Raw genomic sequence first — 16,164 nt, 5'->3', positions numbered from 1 at the left:
TATTTCGTGTTCCCGACTCTATCAGACTCTTTCGTGTCCGATTTCCTCGGTGCCTTTCAGGTTTTCCCTCTCGGGCTTTCCCTTTCCGGCGGCTCCGACTCTATCAGATCTTTTCGGGCCTGATTCCCGGTCGAAATCGGGTTGTCTTCCCGGCTGTTGGGCCGTTCCGACGTTCCGAACTCTAGCCGATCCTTCCGGTGATTCGTAATCGAGGCACCGGTCCGACCGAATGGAATTAGGCATGCCGAATTCACCCCGGTCGGGGGTCGTGCTGAGTTGGGAGTGCCGCAGAATCTGCGGCGGACGGTCGGCGCGGAACCATCCCGGCTGCGCGACAACTCGGAGAACATTACACGAGGTTCCAGGGGGTCTGCGTCCGCCCCCTCCCCCCGCTTCTGCGATGCCGGGGATCCCCTCGCCGAGAGCCCCCGCGAGCCCAGCGAGATCGGGTCGAGCCAAGCGGAGCCCACCGTGCCGAGCCAAAGCGCTCACCGGCGCGCGCCTGCGGCTTGCGGCTTCCGTTGCGTCAACTCCTACCGTCCTCGGTGTGGCCGGAGACGGACTCCGGCCCGGCGATGGGAGGCGTGGCCATGGCCTGGTCGATCGCGGATGTGGCCCGGATGTCCGGAGTGACGTCCCGGACCCTGCGGCACTACGACGAGATCGGCCTGCTGCCGCCCGCCTGGATCGGGAGCAACGGGCACCGCCATTACGAGGAGGGCGATCTGCTGCGGCTGCAACAGATCCTGCTGATGCGCGAGCTCGACCTCGGCCTGCGCGAGATCCGGGCGGTGCTCGACAGCCAGGTCGACCGTGTGGCCGTACTCCGTGAACACCACCAGAGGCTGCTCGCGGAACGGGACCGGCTCGGCACCTTGGCGCGCACGGTCGGCCGCACCATCGCCGAACTGGAAGAAGCAGAGGAGAGCGACGGCATGACGAAGATCGATCGGCCGGAGAACCTGTTTGACGGTTTCGAGCCGTCGGCCGAGGAGAACGCGAAGGTGCGCGAGCGGTGGCCGAAGGCGTGGGAGCAGTCCCGGCAGGCCGTCGACGCGATGACCGCCGAGGACACCGAGCGGTGGCAGCGCGAAGTGACGGCGCAGATGATCCGTATCGCGGAGTTCATGGTGGCCGGCACTCCCGTCGACGCCCCTGCGGTCCAGGCGGAGATCGACGACCACTACCGGGGTGTCTGCCGGTTCTGGACACCGAACGCGGTCGCGTACAAGGGTCTGGGGCAGACCTACGTCGAGGAGCCGCAGATGCGCGCCAATTACGACAAGGTCGCCGACGGCCTGGCCGAGTATCTGCGAGACGCGATGCTCGCGTACGCCGATGCCAGGCTCACCTGACCTGACCCGAGCACCGCGCCGAGGCTTGCAGACTCCTGGCGTCATCGTGCGACGTTCCGCTGTCGCAGCTTCGTAACCGTTCCCGGCGCCAGTTCTCCGTGAGCCGGTCCGGTACCTGGGCAACCTGGGATTTCGACGGGGCCGGGCGGCTCGAACGTGCGTTGCGCGTGCAATCTGCATTGGGTAGACATGGACTGCGCACCACGTTGCGGGTGCGCTGTTCGTTGTTTGCATCGCTTACGGGGGTGTGTGCATGAAGTTCGACATGGGGTCCACGACTCTGTCCGATCTGGGGAAGAGCACGGAAGGGTCGAGCTCCGATCTGGGGTCGCTGATCCGGCAGTTGATCGCGGCGGCGGATCCGCTGGAGGGGAAGTTCAACGGGTCCGGGAAGGCCGCGTTCGACTCGTTCAAGGCGCATGCCGACGAGATCACCAACGACCTGAACGGTTCGCTCCAGGACATTCTGGGCGGACAGTCCGGCATGGACACCGCGTTCAACGCCGGTGACCACGAGCAGGAGTCCAACGCCCACAAGAACATGTCGGCGGCCAACTTCGACGCGGCCCGCTTCGGCGCACGCCGCTGACCACCGGGGGATCAGGAACATGGGTCACAACCAGGACCGGCTCAGCTACGACACCGGAGCCTCCACCGAAGTGCAGGGCGGCCTGGCCGGCATCGTCGGCCACCTGGAGCGCGTACTCAACGACCGCGACCGCGCCGTGAAGGCCGCCATGGCCGAGTTCACCGCCGACGGCGTCTCCGACGAGTACCACGGCAAGGAACTGCGCTGGAACAAGGCCGCCACCGAGGTCCGCGAGATCATCCGGCTCGTGCGGGGAACCCTCGAACTCAACGACGGCACCGCCCACTCCACCCTCTCCAAGGCCAAATCCGCCGTCGACGCCATCGGCTGAGACGACACGGACGTAGGGACGCGGGTACGACACGGGCAGGGCGCGGGCAGGCCCGTAGGTACGGCACACGTACCGCTCGTGCCGCGGGGGCCGACTGGACTGGACGACAGGGCTGTCGGCCGTCATCGCGCGGCACGCGCAAGGCAGTTGAGCAGCAGGCAGCGAACGGGGGAAGTTTTTCGTGTCGGCTTGGGACATCAAACCGGCAGGTGTTTCCGGTGTGTTGAAGAAGACGGCGACGGCGGCCGAGAGCATGTCGAAGGCCGGAACAGCCATGCAGGAGAGCCTGAAGTCGGCCGCGACCAGCGCGGGGACGATCTCCGGCCCCTACTGCGGCGAGGCCCCCATGGGCCCCGTCGGCGGCGCACTCGGCGAGTTCATGCAGCACAAGGCGCAGGAGCTGGGCTATATCGCCGTGCGCACCGAGCATTCGCTGAACGGCGCCTACGACGCGACGACGGAGTACGTCAAGGGTGACCTGGACATGGCCGCGAACAAGCAGAAGCAGGCCGTCAAGGACCCCGTCGTCAACGACCAGGGCCAGGAGCTCGGGCCGGACGGCAAACCGGTCCCCCAGCCGCCCGCCGACAAGCCCGGGGGCGGCACATGAGCAAGGACGTCATCGAGCCCGCCGGCATTCCGGTCTTCACCGGCGACCTGGAACAGCTCGGCAGGGACGCCGCCGCCCTCACCAGGCAAGCCGGTGAGTTCCGCGACGGTGGCTCCAGTGTCCACAAGGAGTTCCAGGGGCTTTCCGCCTGCTACCGGGCGCCCGAGGCCGACCAGCTGTTCGCGACGACCCTGCCCGTCAAGACCAAGGCGGACGACTTCGCCGACGGGCTCGAAAAAGCAGCCACCGCCCTCACCACCTACGAAGCCCAAGTCAAGCCGCTGGTAGACAAGTTGAAGAGTCTGCGCACCGAGGCCTTCGCGTTCACCGACAGCATCGCGGGCGACGACCACTGGCGGCGCGACCAGAAGAAGATCGACCACAACGAGCGGCTGATGAACGACGTCGCCGCCACCGTCGCCGCGTTCACCGACGCCGAACGCACCTGTCACGACGCCATCACCGCCCTCGTCCACGGCAGCAAGCTCAGCGTCGACGACGGCAGCCACCAGCCCGGCATGTACGGGTACTCCGCCGACGCCCTGACTCACGCCGAGGAAACCCCCTGGGGCGGCCACGCCGAACGCGAGTACACCGGCCTGCGCTGGCTCTGGGAACAGACCAAGTCGTTCGTCTGGGACGGGTTCATCGTCGACGGCATCTGGGGCACCATCAAGGGCCTCGGCACCCTCGTCGGCACCGACGGCTGGGACAAGGCCGGCCAGGCGTGGACCGGCCTCGCCAAACTCGCCACCGGCCTCGTCATCACCGGCACCCCCCTCGGCGGCCTCTTCTGGACCGTCCCCGACAAGGACCTCCCCTCCTGGCTGCGGGACTCGCGTACCGCGATGCAGGAGACCGGCAAGGCCCTGGTCGCCTGGGACGAGTGGGGCAAGAATCCCGCCCGGGCCGCGGGCGGCGTCACCTTCAACGTCCTGACCACCGTCTTCACCGGCGGCGCCGGCAGCGCCGCCAAGGGCGGCGCCGTCGCCAAGGTCCTCTCCGTCACCGGCAAGGTAGCCAAAGTCGTCGACCCCATGACCTACGTCGCCAAGGCCAGCAAATTCGGCGTCATCAAGGTCGGCGACCTCTTCGGCAACCTCAAGAACATCACCACCGGCCGCTACGCCGACATCCTCGCGGGCGGCGGCAAGTTCAACATCGACGGCACCTACGCGAAGAACGCCGACCTGCCCGTCGTCAAGGGCAACTACATCGAATGGCCCGGCGGCAGCCGCCTCAATCTCGACGACGGCCAGGTCTACAAACCGGACGGCACCGTGGCCCCCGCCCACGTCGAGCTGAGCGCCGACGACATCGCCCGCCTCAAGAGCTCCCTCCCCCACGTCGGCGAAACCGTCCCGACGGGCGCCAAGGAGCCGGCGCTGGTCGGCGCGGGAGACCGCGCGGGCCACGTCGGGGACCACCCGGCAGCCTCGGGCCCCGGCGCCCCGGGCGGCACGGTCGGCCACACCCCGGGCGGCACGGCGCACGCTCACGGCCCCGAGGCCTCCCACTCTCCGGGCGGCGGATCCCTCTCCCAGCACTCCGGATCACATGCCACCGACTCTGCTCATCACGGGGGTCCGCCCGAGCCAGGCGTCGCGCACCCCGAGAGCCACAGCCCCTCATCCACCGAGCACGGCGGCGGCCGGCCGCATCACTCGGACGGGCATTCCGGCGGCGGCTCGCACGACGTACCAAGTGGCAGCGGCGACATCAGCCCGCCTCCCCCCGGCCCCGGTACCAAGCTCCTGGCCCAGCTGGACGATTCACGGACCTCTGTAGCCAATCACCTCATCACCGAAGTCGACGGCCGCCCAGTGGGCGACTACCTGGACGACCTCGCACGCGATCGCGCCGCGGCATACCGCGAGGCGAAGGAGGCCGGCACGTTCTCGCGCAAGCAGACGGGCGCGTGTGTCGGGGCAGTGATCGACCTGCGCACGGGCCGGATCTTCGAGGGAATCAACGGCAAGGCCGACGACGTCATCCCGCACGACGAACTGCACCCCACACTCGCAGCCCGCTACGAGTCCATCGGTGACCCGCCACCCCACAAGGACCACCCTCTGGGGCACGCCGAGGTAAAGGCGGCCAACGAACTGCTCAAGCAGCGCACAGCGCTGGGGCTGCCGGACGGGGAGTCGGCGCTCGCCGAATTGAGAGCGTCCGTGGAGTTCCCCTACCTTCCCAACAAGGAAACAGGACTGACCGGACGATCTGCTCCGTTCTGCGCAAACTGCAATCATATGCTTCAGGGAGTACCCAGCAGCCACGGGCGCTTCACAGGATTCCCCCCGAGCGAAGAAAACTGGATCCCTTGATGAGTGCGACACGACGAATCGATATCGACAGCGCTGAAGTGGACATGGACGATGCTCAGCGCCTGCTCTACCAGGGCGAGTTGTTCACTGGAGAGGCAGCGGAATACATGGCAGGCGCCATGGTGAGCCTGGACAACTACACGGACGGTGTCCAGGATGGCTTGTCGCGCGAGTGGTACCCGGACGGCTCCCCACGGTCAGAGGGCCAACTGCGAGAGGGCTTGCCCCATGGAGAGTTCAAGGAGTGGCACGCCAACGGAGTGCTCGCCTCACGAAAGCTGTTCGGCGACGACGGCCTGACCCTTCTTGAAGAATTCACATGGGACGAGAACGGACAGCCGACACGCAGCTGGCGACTCGATAACGACTGAGGAACTGACGCAGAAGTGACTCATCCCTCGGACCCCGGCACACCGCGTACCAACTCATCGGGCCGCGGTACTTACGAAGGAGACGAGGGAAGTGATGGCGGAAACGGCCCGACGGCAGGTTCCGAGGGGCACCCGTCATTGGATCCCCAGGCCGTCGGTGAGCGCATCAAGGCGCTGAAGGCGTGCCTGGGAACAGTCCTTCACAACTCCTGTGGGGCGCCGGTGGTCTACGGGCCGAACAACCCCGAGGGCATGGTCCGGGCCGACAAGTACTTCCGCGACCAGATCGCACGGGCAGGGGAGCGTCTCCCGGGCCCCCACGGCTATCCATCAGTGCTCGGTGCGGAGAGACGCGAGCGCCTGTCCGGCTACTATGGAGCCCTCGTGAATGACCAACTGCAAAAGTTCATCGCGACGTATCTGCAGCTGGAGCAGGCGTACGACACCAGCGGCCATCTTCGCCCCACCTTGCTGGCCTTCAATGCAGACTTCGTGGAAAAGGTGCAGGCCGGACTGGGTGAGCTGCTGCGCGAAAAGACCCTCACAGTTGCCGAATACGAGCGTCTTACTCATATCGAATTCTCCGACCCGGACGTGCTGTACGAGTACCTCCAAGGGGTCTACGCATACCTTTTCGAAGGCGGCTCCGAGCAGCCCACGCCGCCGGAATAGAAAGAATCAACCGTCCAAGTTCCGCACGCAGGGAGCCACATGAACAGCTCAGCGACGGCCCCGGGGGCCACGCCCGGTTCGGGCGCGCGTCCGGGGGTGGCGGGTGCTGCCGCGGTGCTCGATCTGAGCGCCGCGGAGCTGGGCGGCGCGGAGCTGGCCGGCGCGGATCTGGGCGGCGGCATGCTGGGCGGGACCGTGCTCCGGGGCGCCGTGCTCGTGGGCGCCGACTTCTGCCGGGCCCACCTGGAGGGCGCGGTGCTGGACGGCGCCGACCTGACGGGGGCCAGTCTGGTGAAGGCCGTCCTGGACGACGCGTCCCTGCGGCACACGAAGTTGGACGGCGCGGACCTGGGCAGTGCGGAACTGTCCGACACCGATGCCCGGCAGGCCTCGCTGCGCGGCGCCCGGTTGCACGGCGCGGCGCTGCTCGGCACCCTGCTCCAGGGCGCGGACCTCACCAGGGCCTCGCTGAAGGAGACGTCGTTCGGCACGGTGGTCGACAAGCACACCGTCGTCCAGGGCCTGTCGGGCTCGGTGTACGGGCCGATGACCGTGGAGCGCGACGGTCGGCGCGACGAAGTCGGCGGCCGGGCCATGGAGTTGTGGCTCAACGGCCGGGGCGCCGATGTGCGCGTAATCGATCCGGACGCCCGGGACATCACGTACTACGCGAAAATCGGCGAGGGCTGTCCGCGCAGCAGCCCGCGCGGGGTGGTCCGGCGGCGCTTCCTCGACGGGGTCTCCTACGACGAGGCGTTCACCCACAACCTCCGCTGGGAGGCCACCGAATACCTCCGGCTCTACGAACTGGGTCACAACGAGGTGGACCACGTGGAGATCACCGAGGCGGAGGTGGACGCGTTCGTCGCGGCCGTCACCGCGAAGATCGGCGAGCAGCCGTGACAGCCGGCGGTGTCGGAGCGGTCCGCGCCGGAACCGCCGGGACGAATGAATAGCAGCCGAAGGAGATCGTTCGCGCATGACTGCGGCGCAGGACTACGACAGCCAATTGCTGGAGTCGGTTTCGGTACGGCGCCGGCGGCTTCGCGATGCCCTTCTCTTCGGGGGGCAGCGCGGGCGGCGGTCGGTCGACGAACGACTCGGGAAGCTTTTTGCCGGAATCGTGATTGCCGCGGTGCTCTGCGCGGGCTGCGTGGGCTGGTCGTTCATTTCGCACAAACTCATCGGCAAGAGTCCGTACGGGACTTCGGTCCAGCCGACGTCCATGCCCTCTTCGATGTCCTCTCCGCCGGGTTCTCCACCCGCTTCTTCGCCCGCTTCTTCGCCCGCCGTGAAGTCTTCGGCCCGATGATAGGTTCGCGCACGTGATAGCTACGGGATCGGTGAGCCGTACGGCATTGAGCCGGGTCACTCTGGTCGGTGAGCAGCGTCGGGTCGATCTCGTTCTGCCGTCCGACGAGCCCATGGGGCTGTTGCTGCCGGAAGTCATGCGGCTGCTCGGAGACGCTCCCGGAAGCCGGCCGATGCTGCGGCATCTGACGACGGCCGACGGGTCGGTGCTGGCGCAGGACTCGACGCTGGCCTCGGCGGGCGTACCCGACGGCGCGGTGCTGCGGCTCGTGCGGGTCGAGGACGCGCCGTCGGCGCCCGTCGTGCACGACGTCACCGACGAGGCCGCGGACGATCTCGATGTACGGGCCTGGCGCTGGCGGCCGTCCGCCCGGCGCGCGGTCGCGGGGCTCGCGACGCTCGGCTGGGCGCTCGCCGCCGGGGCGCTCGCGCGCGACGAGTTCACGCTGTCCTCGGTCGGCGCGGTGCTGCTCGCCGTGGCCGGGGCGGGTGCGGTCGCGGGGGCGGTGCTCGGCCGGGCCGGGCAGCGCGGTCCCGCGACCACGCTGATCGTCACGGCCGGGGCGCTCGGCGTGCTCGGGGCGTGGACGCTGGCCGACGCGTACGGCTGGTCGGGCGGGGCTCGGCTCGGCGCGGTCGGCGCCGCCCTCGCGGCGGCCCTGCTGCTCCTCGGGCTGTTCTCGCCGCTCGGCCGTGGCGGGCTCATCGGTGCCGGTGCGGTGGTCGGGGGCGGAATCTGCTGGGAAGCCGTGATCGCGCTGCAGTCCGGCGCCGGTACCGCGGCCGGGCAGGCGCGGGCCGGGGCGATCGTGGTGGTCGTATCGGCCCTTGTGCTCGGGATGCTGCCGCGTCTCGCGCTGATGGCGTCCGGGCTCTCCGGCCTGGACGACCGGCGCTCCGGCGGCGCTTCCGTCAGCCGCTATCAGGTGTCGACCGCGCTGGCGGCCACCCATCGCGGGCTCGCCCTCGCGACGGTCGTCGTGGCCGGCTGCGCGGCGGTCGCCGGGACGCTGGTGCTGCGCACGCCGACGGTGTGGACGGTTCCGCTCGCCTCGGTCGTCGCCATGGTGCTCGCCCTGCGCGCGCGGGCCTATCCGCTGGTCCCGGAGGTCGTGGGCCTGTTCGCGGCGGCCGCCGCGGTGGCCGGGCGTCTTGTCTGGGTGTGGTGGGAGCGCAGTGGCACGGCCGGTCCGCTGGCCCTGCTCGTGGTGCTCGCGCTGGCCCCCGTCGCGGTGCTCGTGATTCAGCCCCCGGACCATGTACGGGTCCGGCTGCGCCGGTTCGGCGACGCGCTGGAATCGGTCGGCGTGATCGCGCTGTTCCCGCTGGTGCTCGGGGTGTTCGGCGTGTACGGGCGACTGCTCGGCACGTTCGCGTAGGTACGCGTAGGTATGCGTAGAGGTCGGGATATGGCTGTGGGCGGCGAGGACTGGCAGCGCGATGTGCTGCGCGAGCTGGGCGGGAACGGCTCGGCGTCGGCAGCGCCCCCGGGTGCGGACCCGGGCGACGGCGCCACGCCCCCGGCTGGACCCGTCCCACGGCCGGACGCGGAAGGCGCCCGGACGCCCGACGCGCGGCGGTATCCGGGCGCCGCGGAAGGCACCTTCCGGATACCCCGGGCCGAGCCCGCCCGCAGCTTTGACCCCCGCGATCCGGGAACTCCGCTGTCCCCGGCGGGTGTTGACGCCTCGGGGACGGACCGTGGCGGCCCCGGCCGCACCCCGCCCTCGCGACAGCCCGGCGCCTCCGGCCACCGCCCCGCGAACCCGCAGCCGGCTCCGGCCGTCCGGCACCCCCGGTCCGCGGAGTCCGGCGCCGCCGCGCCCTACGCGCAACCCCCGCACCTCGACGCGGCCGGCGCCCTCGACGCCGCCGGAGCCCTCGACGCCATCGCGGCCGCGCGGGCCGCGGCCCAGCGCGACTCCGGCGCTCCCGACGACAGGTCCGGCGCTGTCCCGGACCGTTCGCCCGGGCACGGGCCGGTGCCCGCCCCTCCGGCCGGGGCGCGTCCCGCGACCCTCCCCGAACTCCGCGTTCCCGGCGGGCGCGACGCCGCCGTGCCGATGCCCACCCCCGAGTCCGTGCCCACCGTCGACCCCCGGCTCGCCGTGGCGCTCGGGAAGCCCGTGCACGGGGACTCGGTGACCAAGCGGGCCGGGCGGTCGGTGCGCAAGCTCGGCGCCTCCGCCGCGCAGGACGTCGCCGAGGAGACGCGGATCGGGCGGGAGTTGCAGCAGCCCGTCACGACCGGGCGGGTCATCGCGGTCACCTCGATCCGGGGCGGGGGCGGCAAGACCACCGTCGCCGCGCTGCTCGCCCGGAGCTTCAACCACTACCGGCACGATCCCGTGCTCGCCCTGGAGGCGGACGGGGCGCTCGGCACCCTGCCGGTGCGGCTCGGCGCCGAGTCGGTGCGCTGGTCCTGCGTCGACCTCGCGCACATCCTCACCCCGGCGATGCAACTGACCGACGTCACCGGCTATCTCGTGCCGATCGCGGACGGCGGCTGGCTGCTGCCCGCGAGCCAGGGCCGCCTCGGCGCACCCCTGAGCATGCGCACGTACCGGACGGTGACGCTCGCCCTGCGGCGCTACTTCGCGGTGAGCGTGGTCGACTGCGAGACGCTGCCCGGCGAGGTGGCCCGTACCGCGATGGACACCGCGCACGCCCGGGTGGTGGTCGCGCCGATGACCGCGGAGGGCGTCGGCGGCACCCGGCTCGTGCTCGACTGGCTGGCCCAGCTCCCGCACGCGGCGCTCGCCACGACCGTAGTGGCGCTCACCGCCAACTCACCCGATATGACACTGGACTTGAAGACCGCCACCGCGCATCTGCGAGAGGCGGGCGTCGGCGTGGTCCCGGTCCCCTACGACCGGCATCTGGCCCAGGGAGGCCCCATCCAGACCGCACTGCTCGGCCGGGCGACCCGGCGGGCCGCCGTCGCGCTGGCCGCCGAGGCGATGGAGCGGGCGGTGAGGGCGCGATGACGCTGCACCAGGTCCACCGCCCGGCCCGCTCGACCCGGCCGTCCGCACCGGCCGCGCCGCGCGCCATCGAACCGCCGCCGAACCTGCCCGAGGGCAAGACCGGCACGGCCGCGACCGCGCTGCTGCCCATGGCCGGCGTGATGAGCTCGGTCATCATGATGACGGTGATCCGCAACAGCCAGTTCGCGGGGCTCGGTGCCATCGTCCTGGTCGTGGCGCTGCTCGGCGCGGTCGCGCTGTTCCTGTCCCAGCGGGGCAAGGCGCAGCGCACCCGGCGCACCCAGCGCGAGCGCTATCTGGAGTATCTGGAGGAGCAGCGCGAGGAACTCGGCGCCGTGGAGCGGGAGTCGAGGCAGCTTGCCCGGCTGCTCGATCCGCCGCCGGAGGCCCTGTACGACATCCTGCGGGATCCGGCGCGGCTGTGGGAGCGCCGGCGGGGTGACGACGACTTCCTGCGGGTGCGGGTGGGCACCGGTACCGTACCGACGCAGGATCTGTCGATCGGGCAGAACAGCGCGCAGGGCGTGCTCACGCCGCCGGATCCGTTCATGCTGAACGAGGCGCGGGCGCTCGTGGCCCGGTACGCGACGGCGACCGAGTCGCCGTTGACGGTGCCGCTCGACCGGGCCGCTGACGTGAGCGTGGTCGGCGACCGTGCGGGCGTGCTGCGGGTCGCGCGGGGGCTGCTCGTGCAGGCGGCCGTCACGCACGCCCCCGACGATCTGGCGATCGCGCTCGGCGTGCCGGGTGATCCGCCGGCCGACTGGGAGTGGGCGAAGTGGCTGCCGCACGTCCTGGACGCGCTGGAGAGCGACGGCCCGGTGGCCGCACGCCGGATCGCGCCGAGCATGCCGCAGCTGGCCCGTCTGATGCGCTCGGACCTGCGCCGCCGCGCCTCGTACGCGGCGGAGGTGCGCCGGGGTCTGTCGGACCGCAACGCCCTGACGATGATCGACCGGCTGCTCGTGGTGAGCGACGCGTACGGGTCTCCCGCCGAGGAACTGCCCAGGCCTGACGCGGCAGTTGGGCTCTCCGACATGGGTGTGACGGTGCTGCATCTGCTGGAGCGGCAGGTGGACGAGCCGGATCACGTCGGCGTACGGATCAGCGTGGACGGCGACAGCGTCACGGTCGAGGACCTGCGCGATCCGTCGAACCCGGTGCCGCCGGTGTCGTACGGGCTGTCCGACGAGGTGAGCCCGGCCGGCGCCGAGGGCCTCGCGCGGATGCTGGCGCCGCTGCGGCTCTCGGCGGAGTCGGTGGCCGACGGCACCCCGGTGACAGGACCGGTGGACTTCCCCGCGCTGCTCGGCATCGACGATCCGGCGGACCTGGACATCGACCGGCTGTGGGCGCCGCGCGGCGAGCGCGCCTTCCTGCGGGTGCCGATCGGTCTCGACGACCGGCACCAGCCGGTGCTGCTCGATCTGAAGGAGTCGTCCGAGCTGGGCATGGGCCCGCACGGCCTGTGCGTGGGTGCCACCGGCTCCGGCAAGTCGGAGCTCCTGCGCACCCTGGTGCTCGCGCTGGTCGCCGGGCATCCGCCGGAGGATCTGGCGCTCGTCCTGGTCGACTACAAGGGCGGTGCGACCTTCGCGCCGTTCGCCGAACTGCCGCACGTGGCCGGGGTGATCACCAACCTGGAGAACCAGGCCGGTCTCGTCGAGCGGGTGCACACCAGCCTGGCGGGCGAGGTCAAGCGGCGTCAGCAGGTCCTCAAGGACGCGGGCAACGTTGCCGACATCGGCCACTACGCCGCGCTGCGCGCCGAACGCCCCGGCCTCGAACCGCTTCCGCACCTGTTCGTGGTGATCGACGAGTTCGGTGAACTCCTCACCGCCAAGCCGGACTTCATCGACCTGTTCCTGTCGATCGGCCGGATCGGGCGTTCCATCGGCGTCCATCTGCTCCTTTCCAGCCAGCGCATCGAGGGCGGCAAGCTCAAGGGCCTGGACACCTACCTCTCCTACCGGCTCGGCCTGCGGACGTTCTCCGCCGACGAGTCGCGCACGGTCCTGGACACCACGGACGCCTTCCATCTGCCGCCGCTGCCCGGCTTCGGCTACCTGAAGGTCGACACCTCCACGTACGAGCGGTTCAAGGCGGGGTACGTCTCCGGTGCCCACCGGGTTCCCGCCGCCCTGGAACGGCAGGACGACACCCCGCTCATCCTGCCGTACGAGGCCTTCAACTCCCCTGCTCGAGAGGCGAGTCCGGAGGAGCCCGAGCCCCGGATGCGCGAGCGGGAGACCGGGCCGACCGTCATGTCGGCGATGGTCGACCAGCTGCGCACGGCCGCGGCTCCGGTCCGCCGGATCTGGCTGCCGCCGCTGCCCGCGGCCATCAGCCTCGATGCCGCCGCCGGCCCCCTTCGGGTGTCCGAGCACGGGCTGCGGCTCAGCCACGTACCGGGCCCGATGCGGGTGCCGCTCGGGGTGCTGGACGATCCGGGCCGACAGTGGCAGGGCCCGTGGACCCTCGATCTGACGGTGGCCGGCGGGCACGTGGCCGTCATCGGCGGCCCCCAGTCCGGCAAGACGACCCTCCTGCGCACCCTCGCGCTCTCCCTCGCCCTGACCCACACCCCGGCCCAAGTCGCGCTGTACGGACTCGACCTGGTGGGCGGCGGGCTCGCGGCGCTCGCGGGCCTCCCGCACGTCGGCGGGATCGCCGGACGCGCTGACCACGAGCGGGCCGCGCGGACGGTCGCCGAGGTGCGGGCCATGCTGGCCGCCCGCGAGGAGCTGTTCCGCGAGCACGGCATCGACTCGGTGGACGAGCTGCGCGGCCTGCGTGCGCAGGGCCGGCTGCCCGAGCTCGGCTCGACCGACGTGGTACTGCTCATCGACGGATACGGGGCGCTGCGCGACGAGTTCGACGATCTGGACGACGCGGTGGCCGACCTGCTCAAGCGCGGCAGCGGCTACGGCATCCATGTCGTAGCGGGCATGCTGCGCTGGAACGACGTACGGATCGCGACGCAGTCGATGTTCGGTACGCAACTGGAGCTGCGGCTCAACGACCCTTCCGACTCGGCGATCGACCGCAAGCTGTCGGAGACGCTCGCCGTCGACACCCCGGGGCGGGTCCTGACCAACGGCAAACTGTTCGCACAGGCCGCGCTTCCGCGCACCGACTCGGTGGCCTCGGCGGCCGACCTCGGGCCCGCCCTGGAGGACGCGGCACGGACCGTGCGGGCCACCTGGCACGGTGAACTCGCCTCTCCGGTCAGGGTGTTGCCGACCCGGCTGCCCGCACAGGGGCTGCCCTCGCCGGCCGCGGAGCCGCGACGGATCCCCATCGCGGTCGACCAGGACGCGCTGGACCCCGTACTCCTCGATCTGTTCGAGCACGACCAGCATCTGCTGATCCTGGGCGACAACGAGTGCGGCAAGACCAATCTGCTCAAGCTCATCGCCCAGCAGTTCACCGCCCGCTACAGCGAGGACGAGCTGGTCTTCGCCGTGTTCGACCCGCGTCGCGGCCTGCGCGGGGTGGTGCCCGAGCCGTACCGCGGGGGCTACGCGCACAACGCGAAGGTCAGCGTGGGGCTCGCCTCGGGGATCGCCGCCGAGCTGGAGAAGCGGCTGCCGGACGAGAGCGCGGACCATGACGCGCTGCCGGACGGGCCCGCGTTCGAGGGGCCGCGGATCGTCATCCTGGTCGACGACTACGACATCCTCACCACGGCCGGGCAACAGCCGCTGACGCCGTTCCTGCCGTACATCTCCGCCGCGCAGGACATCGGGCTGCACTTCGTGGTGGCCCGGCGCGTGGCGGGTTCCTCGCGGGCGCTGTACGAGCCGTTCCTGACCACCCTGCGCGAGACGGGCACGGCCGCGCTCGTGATGACCGGCGACCGCACCGAGGGCCAGCTGTTTCCCGGCCTGTACGCGTCCGCGCAGCCGCCGGGCCGCGGGTATCTGGTGCGCCGCGGCCGCCGCCATCAACTCGTCCAGACCGCCGTCGCCCGCCGGCCGGAAGAAGCAGAGCACTCGTGACCAAGGACGTCATCGCCCTCACCCCGAAGATGCCGGACACCTGGGCCCTGCTCGCAGGGCTCTACGCGGGCGGCCCCGGGCTCGCCGTCGACACCGCCAACGACGGGGCGGTGGTCCAGCTCCGCGCGGCGGACGGGCGCCCGCTGGTGTCCCTGGAGGCGCCGCTGCTCGTGCAGGTGCCGGGGGAGGCCGAGCGGCTCCTGGGCTGTCAAGTCCCGGTTCCCGAGGGCGCGTTCTGGTGGACGGAGGTGCGGGCCTCCACGGCGGCGCCCGAGGCGGAACGGCTCGCCGGGTCGGTCGCCGGGCGGCTCACCACGCTGCTCGGCGGCGCCGCGTGGCCGCCCGGCGCGGCGAGCACCGAGGTGGTTCCGGTCGAGCAGGGCGCGGAGGTCACCGCGCGGCCCGCGGCCGGCGGGGCGCATCCGACGGTGGACGTCCTGACCGAGTCGACCGCGGTGGTCATGTGCGACCGGCCGCTCATCGCGCTGAGCGCCTGGCTCTCGCACGTCCTGCGTACGGCGGTCGAGAGTCGCCGGGCGCTCCAGATCGTGACCCCGCCGGGGGTCAGGCTCAGCCTTCCGCTGCGTACGGCCCTGACGGGCGCGCCCAACCGCTGGGTGGTGAAGGACCCCAACTGCGGTTACTACGACGGGCTTTCGGGTGCGGTACTGCGCTGGCAGGACGGTACGTTCGCGCCGGCCCGCGACGCGGCGGGCCGGGCGGTGGCCGCGGAGGCGTTCAGCGCGCCCGCACCCAGCTCGGAGCGGCAGCTGGTCGTCGCGTTCCGCACGGTGCACGACGCGGACGAGAACCTGGTCCTGGGCCGCGCCCTCGAAGCCGCCTGGCAGGCGCTGACCGGGGCGGCTCCGGCCGGCTGGGGTAGCGCCGAACCCATCAACCTCCCTTGGTCCGCACGGCAGTTGACCGACCTCGCCCGCGACCGGGCGCCCTCCCCGACGCACCTGCTCGCGGTGGGCGATCCGGCGCGGCCCGCGCTCGCGGGGCTGCGGGTGAGCCGGGTCGAGCGGGGTGTGGCCGCGGACGCCACGCTCACCCTCGGGTACGGGGCGTCCGAGACTCCCCCGCTGGACGCCGTGCAGGCGCTGGCGGAGACCCTGGCCGACCGGCACGGGCTCGCCCATCTGCTGGTCTCCCTGCGCCGGGGCCGCCGCGACCTGTCGGTGCCGGGGCACTTCGAGGCGCCACCGATCCCGGTGTCGTACACGCTGGGTGCGGCGGGGGTGCCCGCGGCGGGCCTCGCGCACGCCTCACGCCCTCCGCTGGCCCTGCGCCCCACGCCCCTCGGCCCTGCGGCCGAGCCCGCGCTGCACTTCGTGCTGGGGAACGGTACGGATGCGGGGGCGTGGCCCGTGCTTGAGCGCCTCCTGACCCACATCGAGGCCGGCTCGGCCGCGGCCACCTGACCCCTGCGGCGCGGTCCAGCCCCGGGCTCCGCCTCGGCCCCCTGCTCTTGCGGGGCGGCCTGCCCGCAAGGGGCGCGGGGAACTACGCGACCGGCCCAGCACGACCTGCGGACAGACATCCCCCTGCGGGTAGCTCGCGCTCCCGCGTGCGGTTCGTCGACCGCGGCCCGTCGGTGGCCGAGCGCG

13 protein-coding genes are annotated in these 16,164 nt (G+C 71.3%); all 13 read left to right on the top strand.

Going from position 1 to position 16,164, the window contains the following annotated elements; genetic code table 11:
* Window positions 1–590: 590 nt before the first annotated feature.
* The 13 genes from CG740_RS36700 (at window position 591) to CG740_RS36640 (ending at window position 15,978) form a co-directional block, all read left to right on the top strand.
* Window positions 591–1,355, top strand: a complete 765-nt coding sequence (locus CG740_RS36700) for a MerR family transcriptional regulator (protein ID WP_100579651.1) — start codon at window positions 591–593, stop codon at window positions 1,353–1,355.
* Window positions 1,356–1,608: 253 nt separating this feature from the next.
* Entirely contained in the window at window positions 1,609–1,944 is a 336-nt protein-coding gene (locus CG740_RS36695) for a hypothetical protein (RefSeq protein ID WP_100578698.1), read from the top strand.
* Between the two features lie 19 nt (window positions 1,945–1,963).
* Window positions 1,964–2,275 carry a pore-forming ESAT-6 family protein gene (locus CG740_RS36690; RefSeq protein ID WP_100578699.1) on the top strand — a complete coding sequence of 104 codons (312 nt, stop codon included), beginning with the start codon at window positions 1,964–1,966 and terminating at the stop codon, window positions 2,273–2,275.
* Between the two features lie 181 nt (window positions 2,276–2,456).
* Window positions 2,457–2,885: a DUF6507 family protein gene (locus tag CG740_RS36685; protein WP_267895444.1), complete on the top strand. Its 429-nt coding sequence runs from the start codon at window positions 2,457–2,459 to the stop codon at window positions 2,883–2,885.
* A complete protein-coding gene (locus tag CG740_RS36680) occupies window positions 2,882–5,212 on the top strand; it encodes a YwqJ-related putative deaminase (RefSeq protein ID WP_100579649.1) in 2,331 nt (776 codons plus the stop codon). The genes CG740_RS36685 and CG740_RS36680 overlap by 4 nt, the downstream gene beginning before the upstream one ends.
* Window positions 5,212–5,583, top strand: a complete 372-nt coding sequence (locus CG740_RS36675) for a toxin-antitoxin system YwqK family antitoxin (protein ID WP_100579648.1) — start codon at window positions 5,212–5,214, stop codon at window positions 5,581–5,583. Before CG740_RS36680 ends, CG740_RS36675 begins: the two co-directional genes overlap by 1 nt.
* Window positions 5,584–5,721: 138 nt before the next feature.
* Entirely contained in the window at window positions 5,722–6,255 is a 534-nt protein-coding gene (locus CG740_RS41355) for a hypothetical protein (RefSeq protein WP_234376705.1), read from the top strand.
* A 39-nt stretch (window positions 6,256–6,294) separates the two neighbouring features.
* Window positions 6,295–7,158 carry a pentapeptide repeat-containing protein gene (locus CG740_RS36665; RefSeq protein ID WP_100579647.1) on the top strand — a complete coding sequence of 288 codons (864 nt, stop codon included), beginning with the start codon at window positions 6,295–6,297 and terminating at the stop codon, window positions 7,156–7,158.
* Window positions 7,159–7,234: 76 nt separating this feature from the next.
* Window positions 7,235–7,567, top strand: coding sequence for a hypothetical protein (locus CG740_RS36660; protein ID WP_100579646.1), 333 nt, complete (start codon window positions 7,235–7,237; stop codon window positions 7,565–7,567).
* Between the two features lie 13 nt (window positions 7,568–7,580).
* Entirely contained in the window at window positions 7,581–8,945 is a 1,365-nt protein-coding gene (gene eccD / locus CG740_RS36655; RefSeq protein ID WP_100579645.1) for a type VII secretion integral membrane protein EccD, read from the top strand.
* A gap of 30 nt (window positions 8,946–8,975) precedes the next feature.
* Window positions 8,976–10,553 (top strand): hypothetical protein, encoded by a 1,578-nt coding sequence (locus CG740_RS41350; RefSeq protein ID WP_234376704.1) that lies wholly within the window; start codon window positions 8,976–8,978, stop codon window positions 10,551–10,553.
* On the top strand, window positions 10,550–14,554 hold the full coding sequence (gene eccCa / locus CG740_RS36645) for a type VII secretion protein EccCa (protein ID WP_100579644.1): 4,005 nt from the start codon (window positions 10,550–10,552) through the stop codon (window positions 14,552–14,554). Before CG740_RS41350 ends, eccCa begins: the two co-directional genes overlap by 4 nt.
* On the top strand, window positions 14,551–15,978 hold the full coding sequence (locus CG740_RS36640; protein ID WP_100579643.1) for a DUF6177 family protein: 1,428 nt from the start codon (window positions 14,551–14,553) through the stop codon (window positions 15,976–15,978). Before eccCa ends, CG740_RS36640 begins: the two co-directional genes overlap by 4 nt.
* Window positions 15,979–16,164 lie beyond the last annotated feature (186 nt).

Origin of the sequence: Streptomyces sp. CB01201, from assembly GCF_002803085.1 — a bacterium.
Lineage (GTDB): Bacteria > Actinomycetota > Actinomycetes > Streptomycetales > Streptomycetaceae > Streptomyces > Streptomyces hundungensis.
Note: the sequence above shows the minus strand (reverse complement) of the source record. Positions and strands in the feature narration are given on the sequence as shown.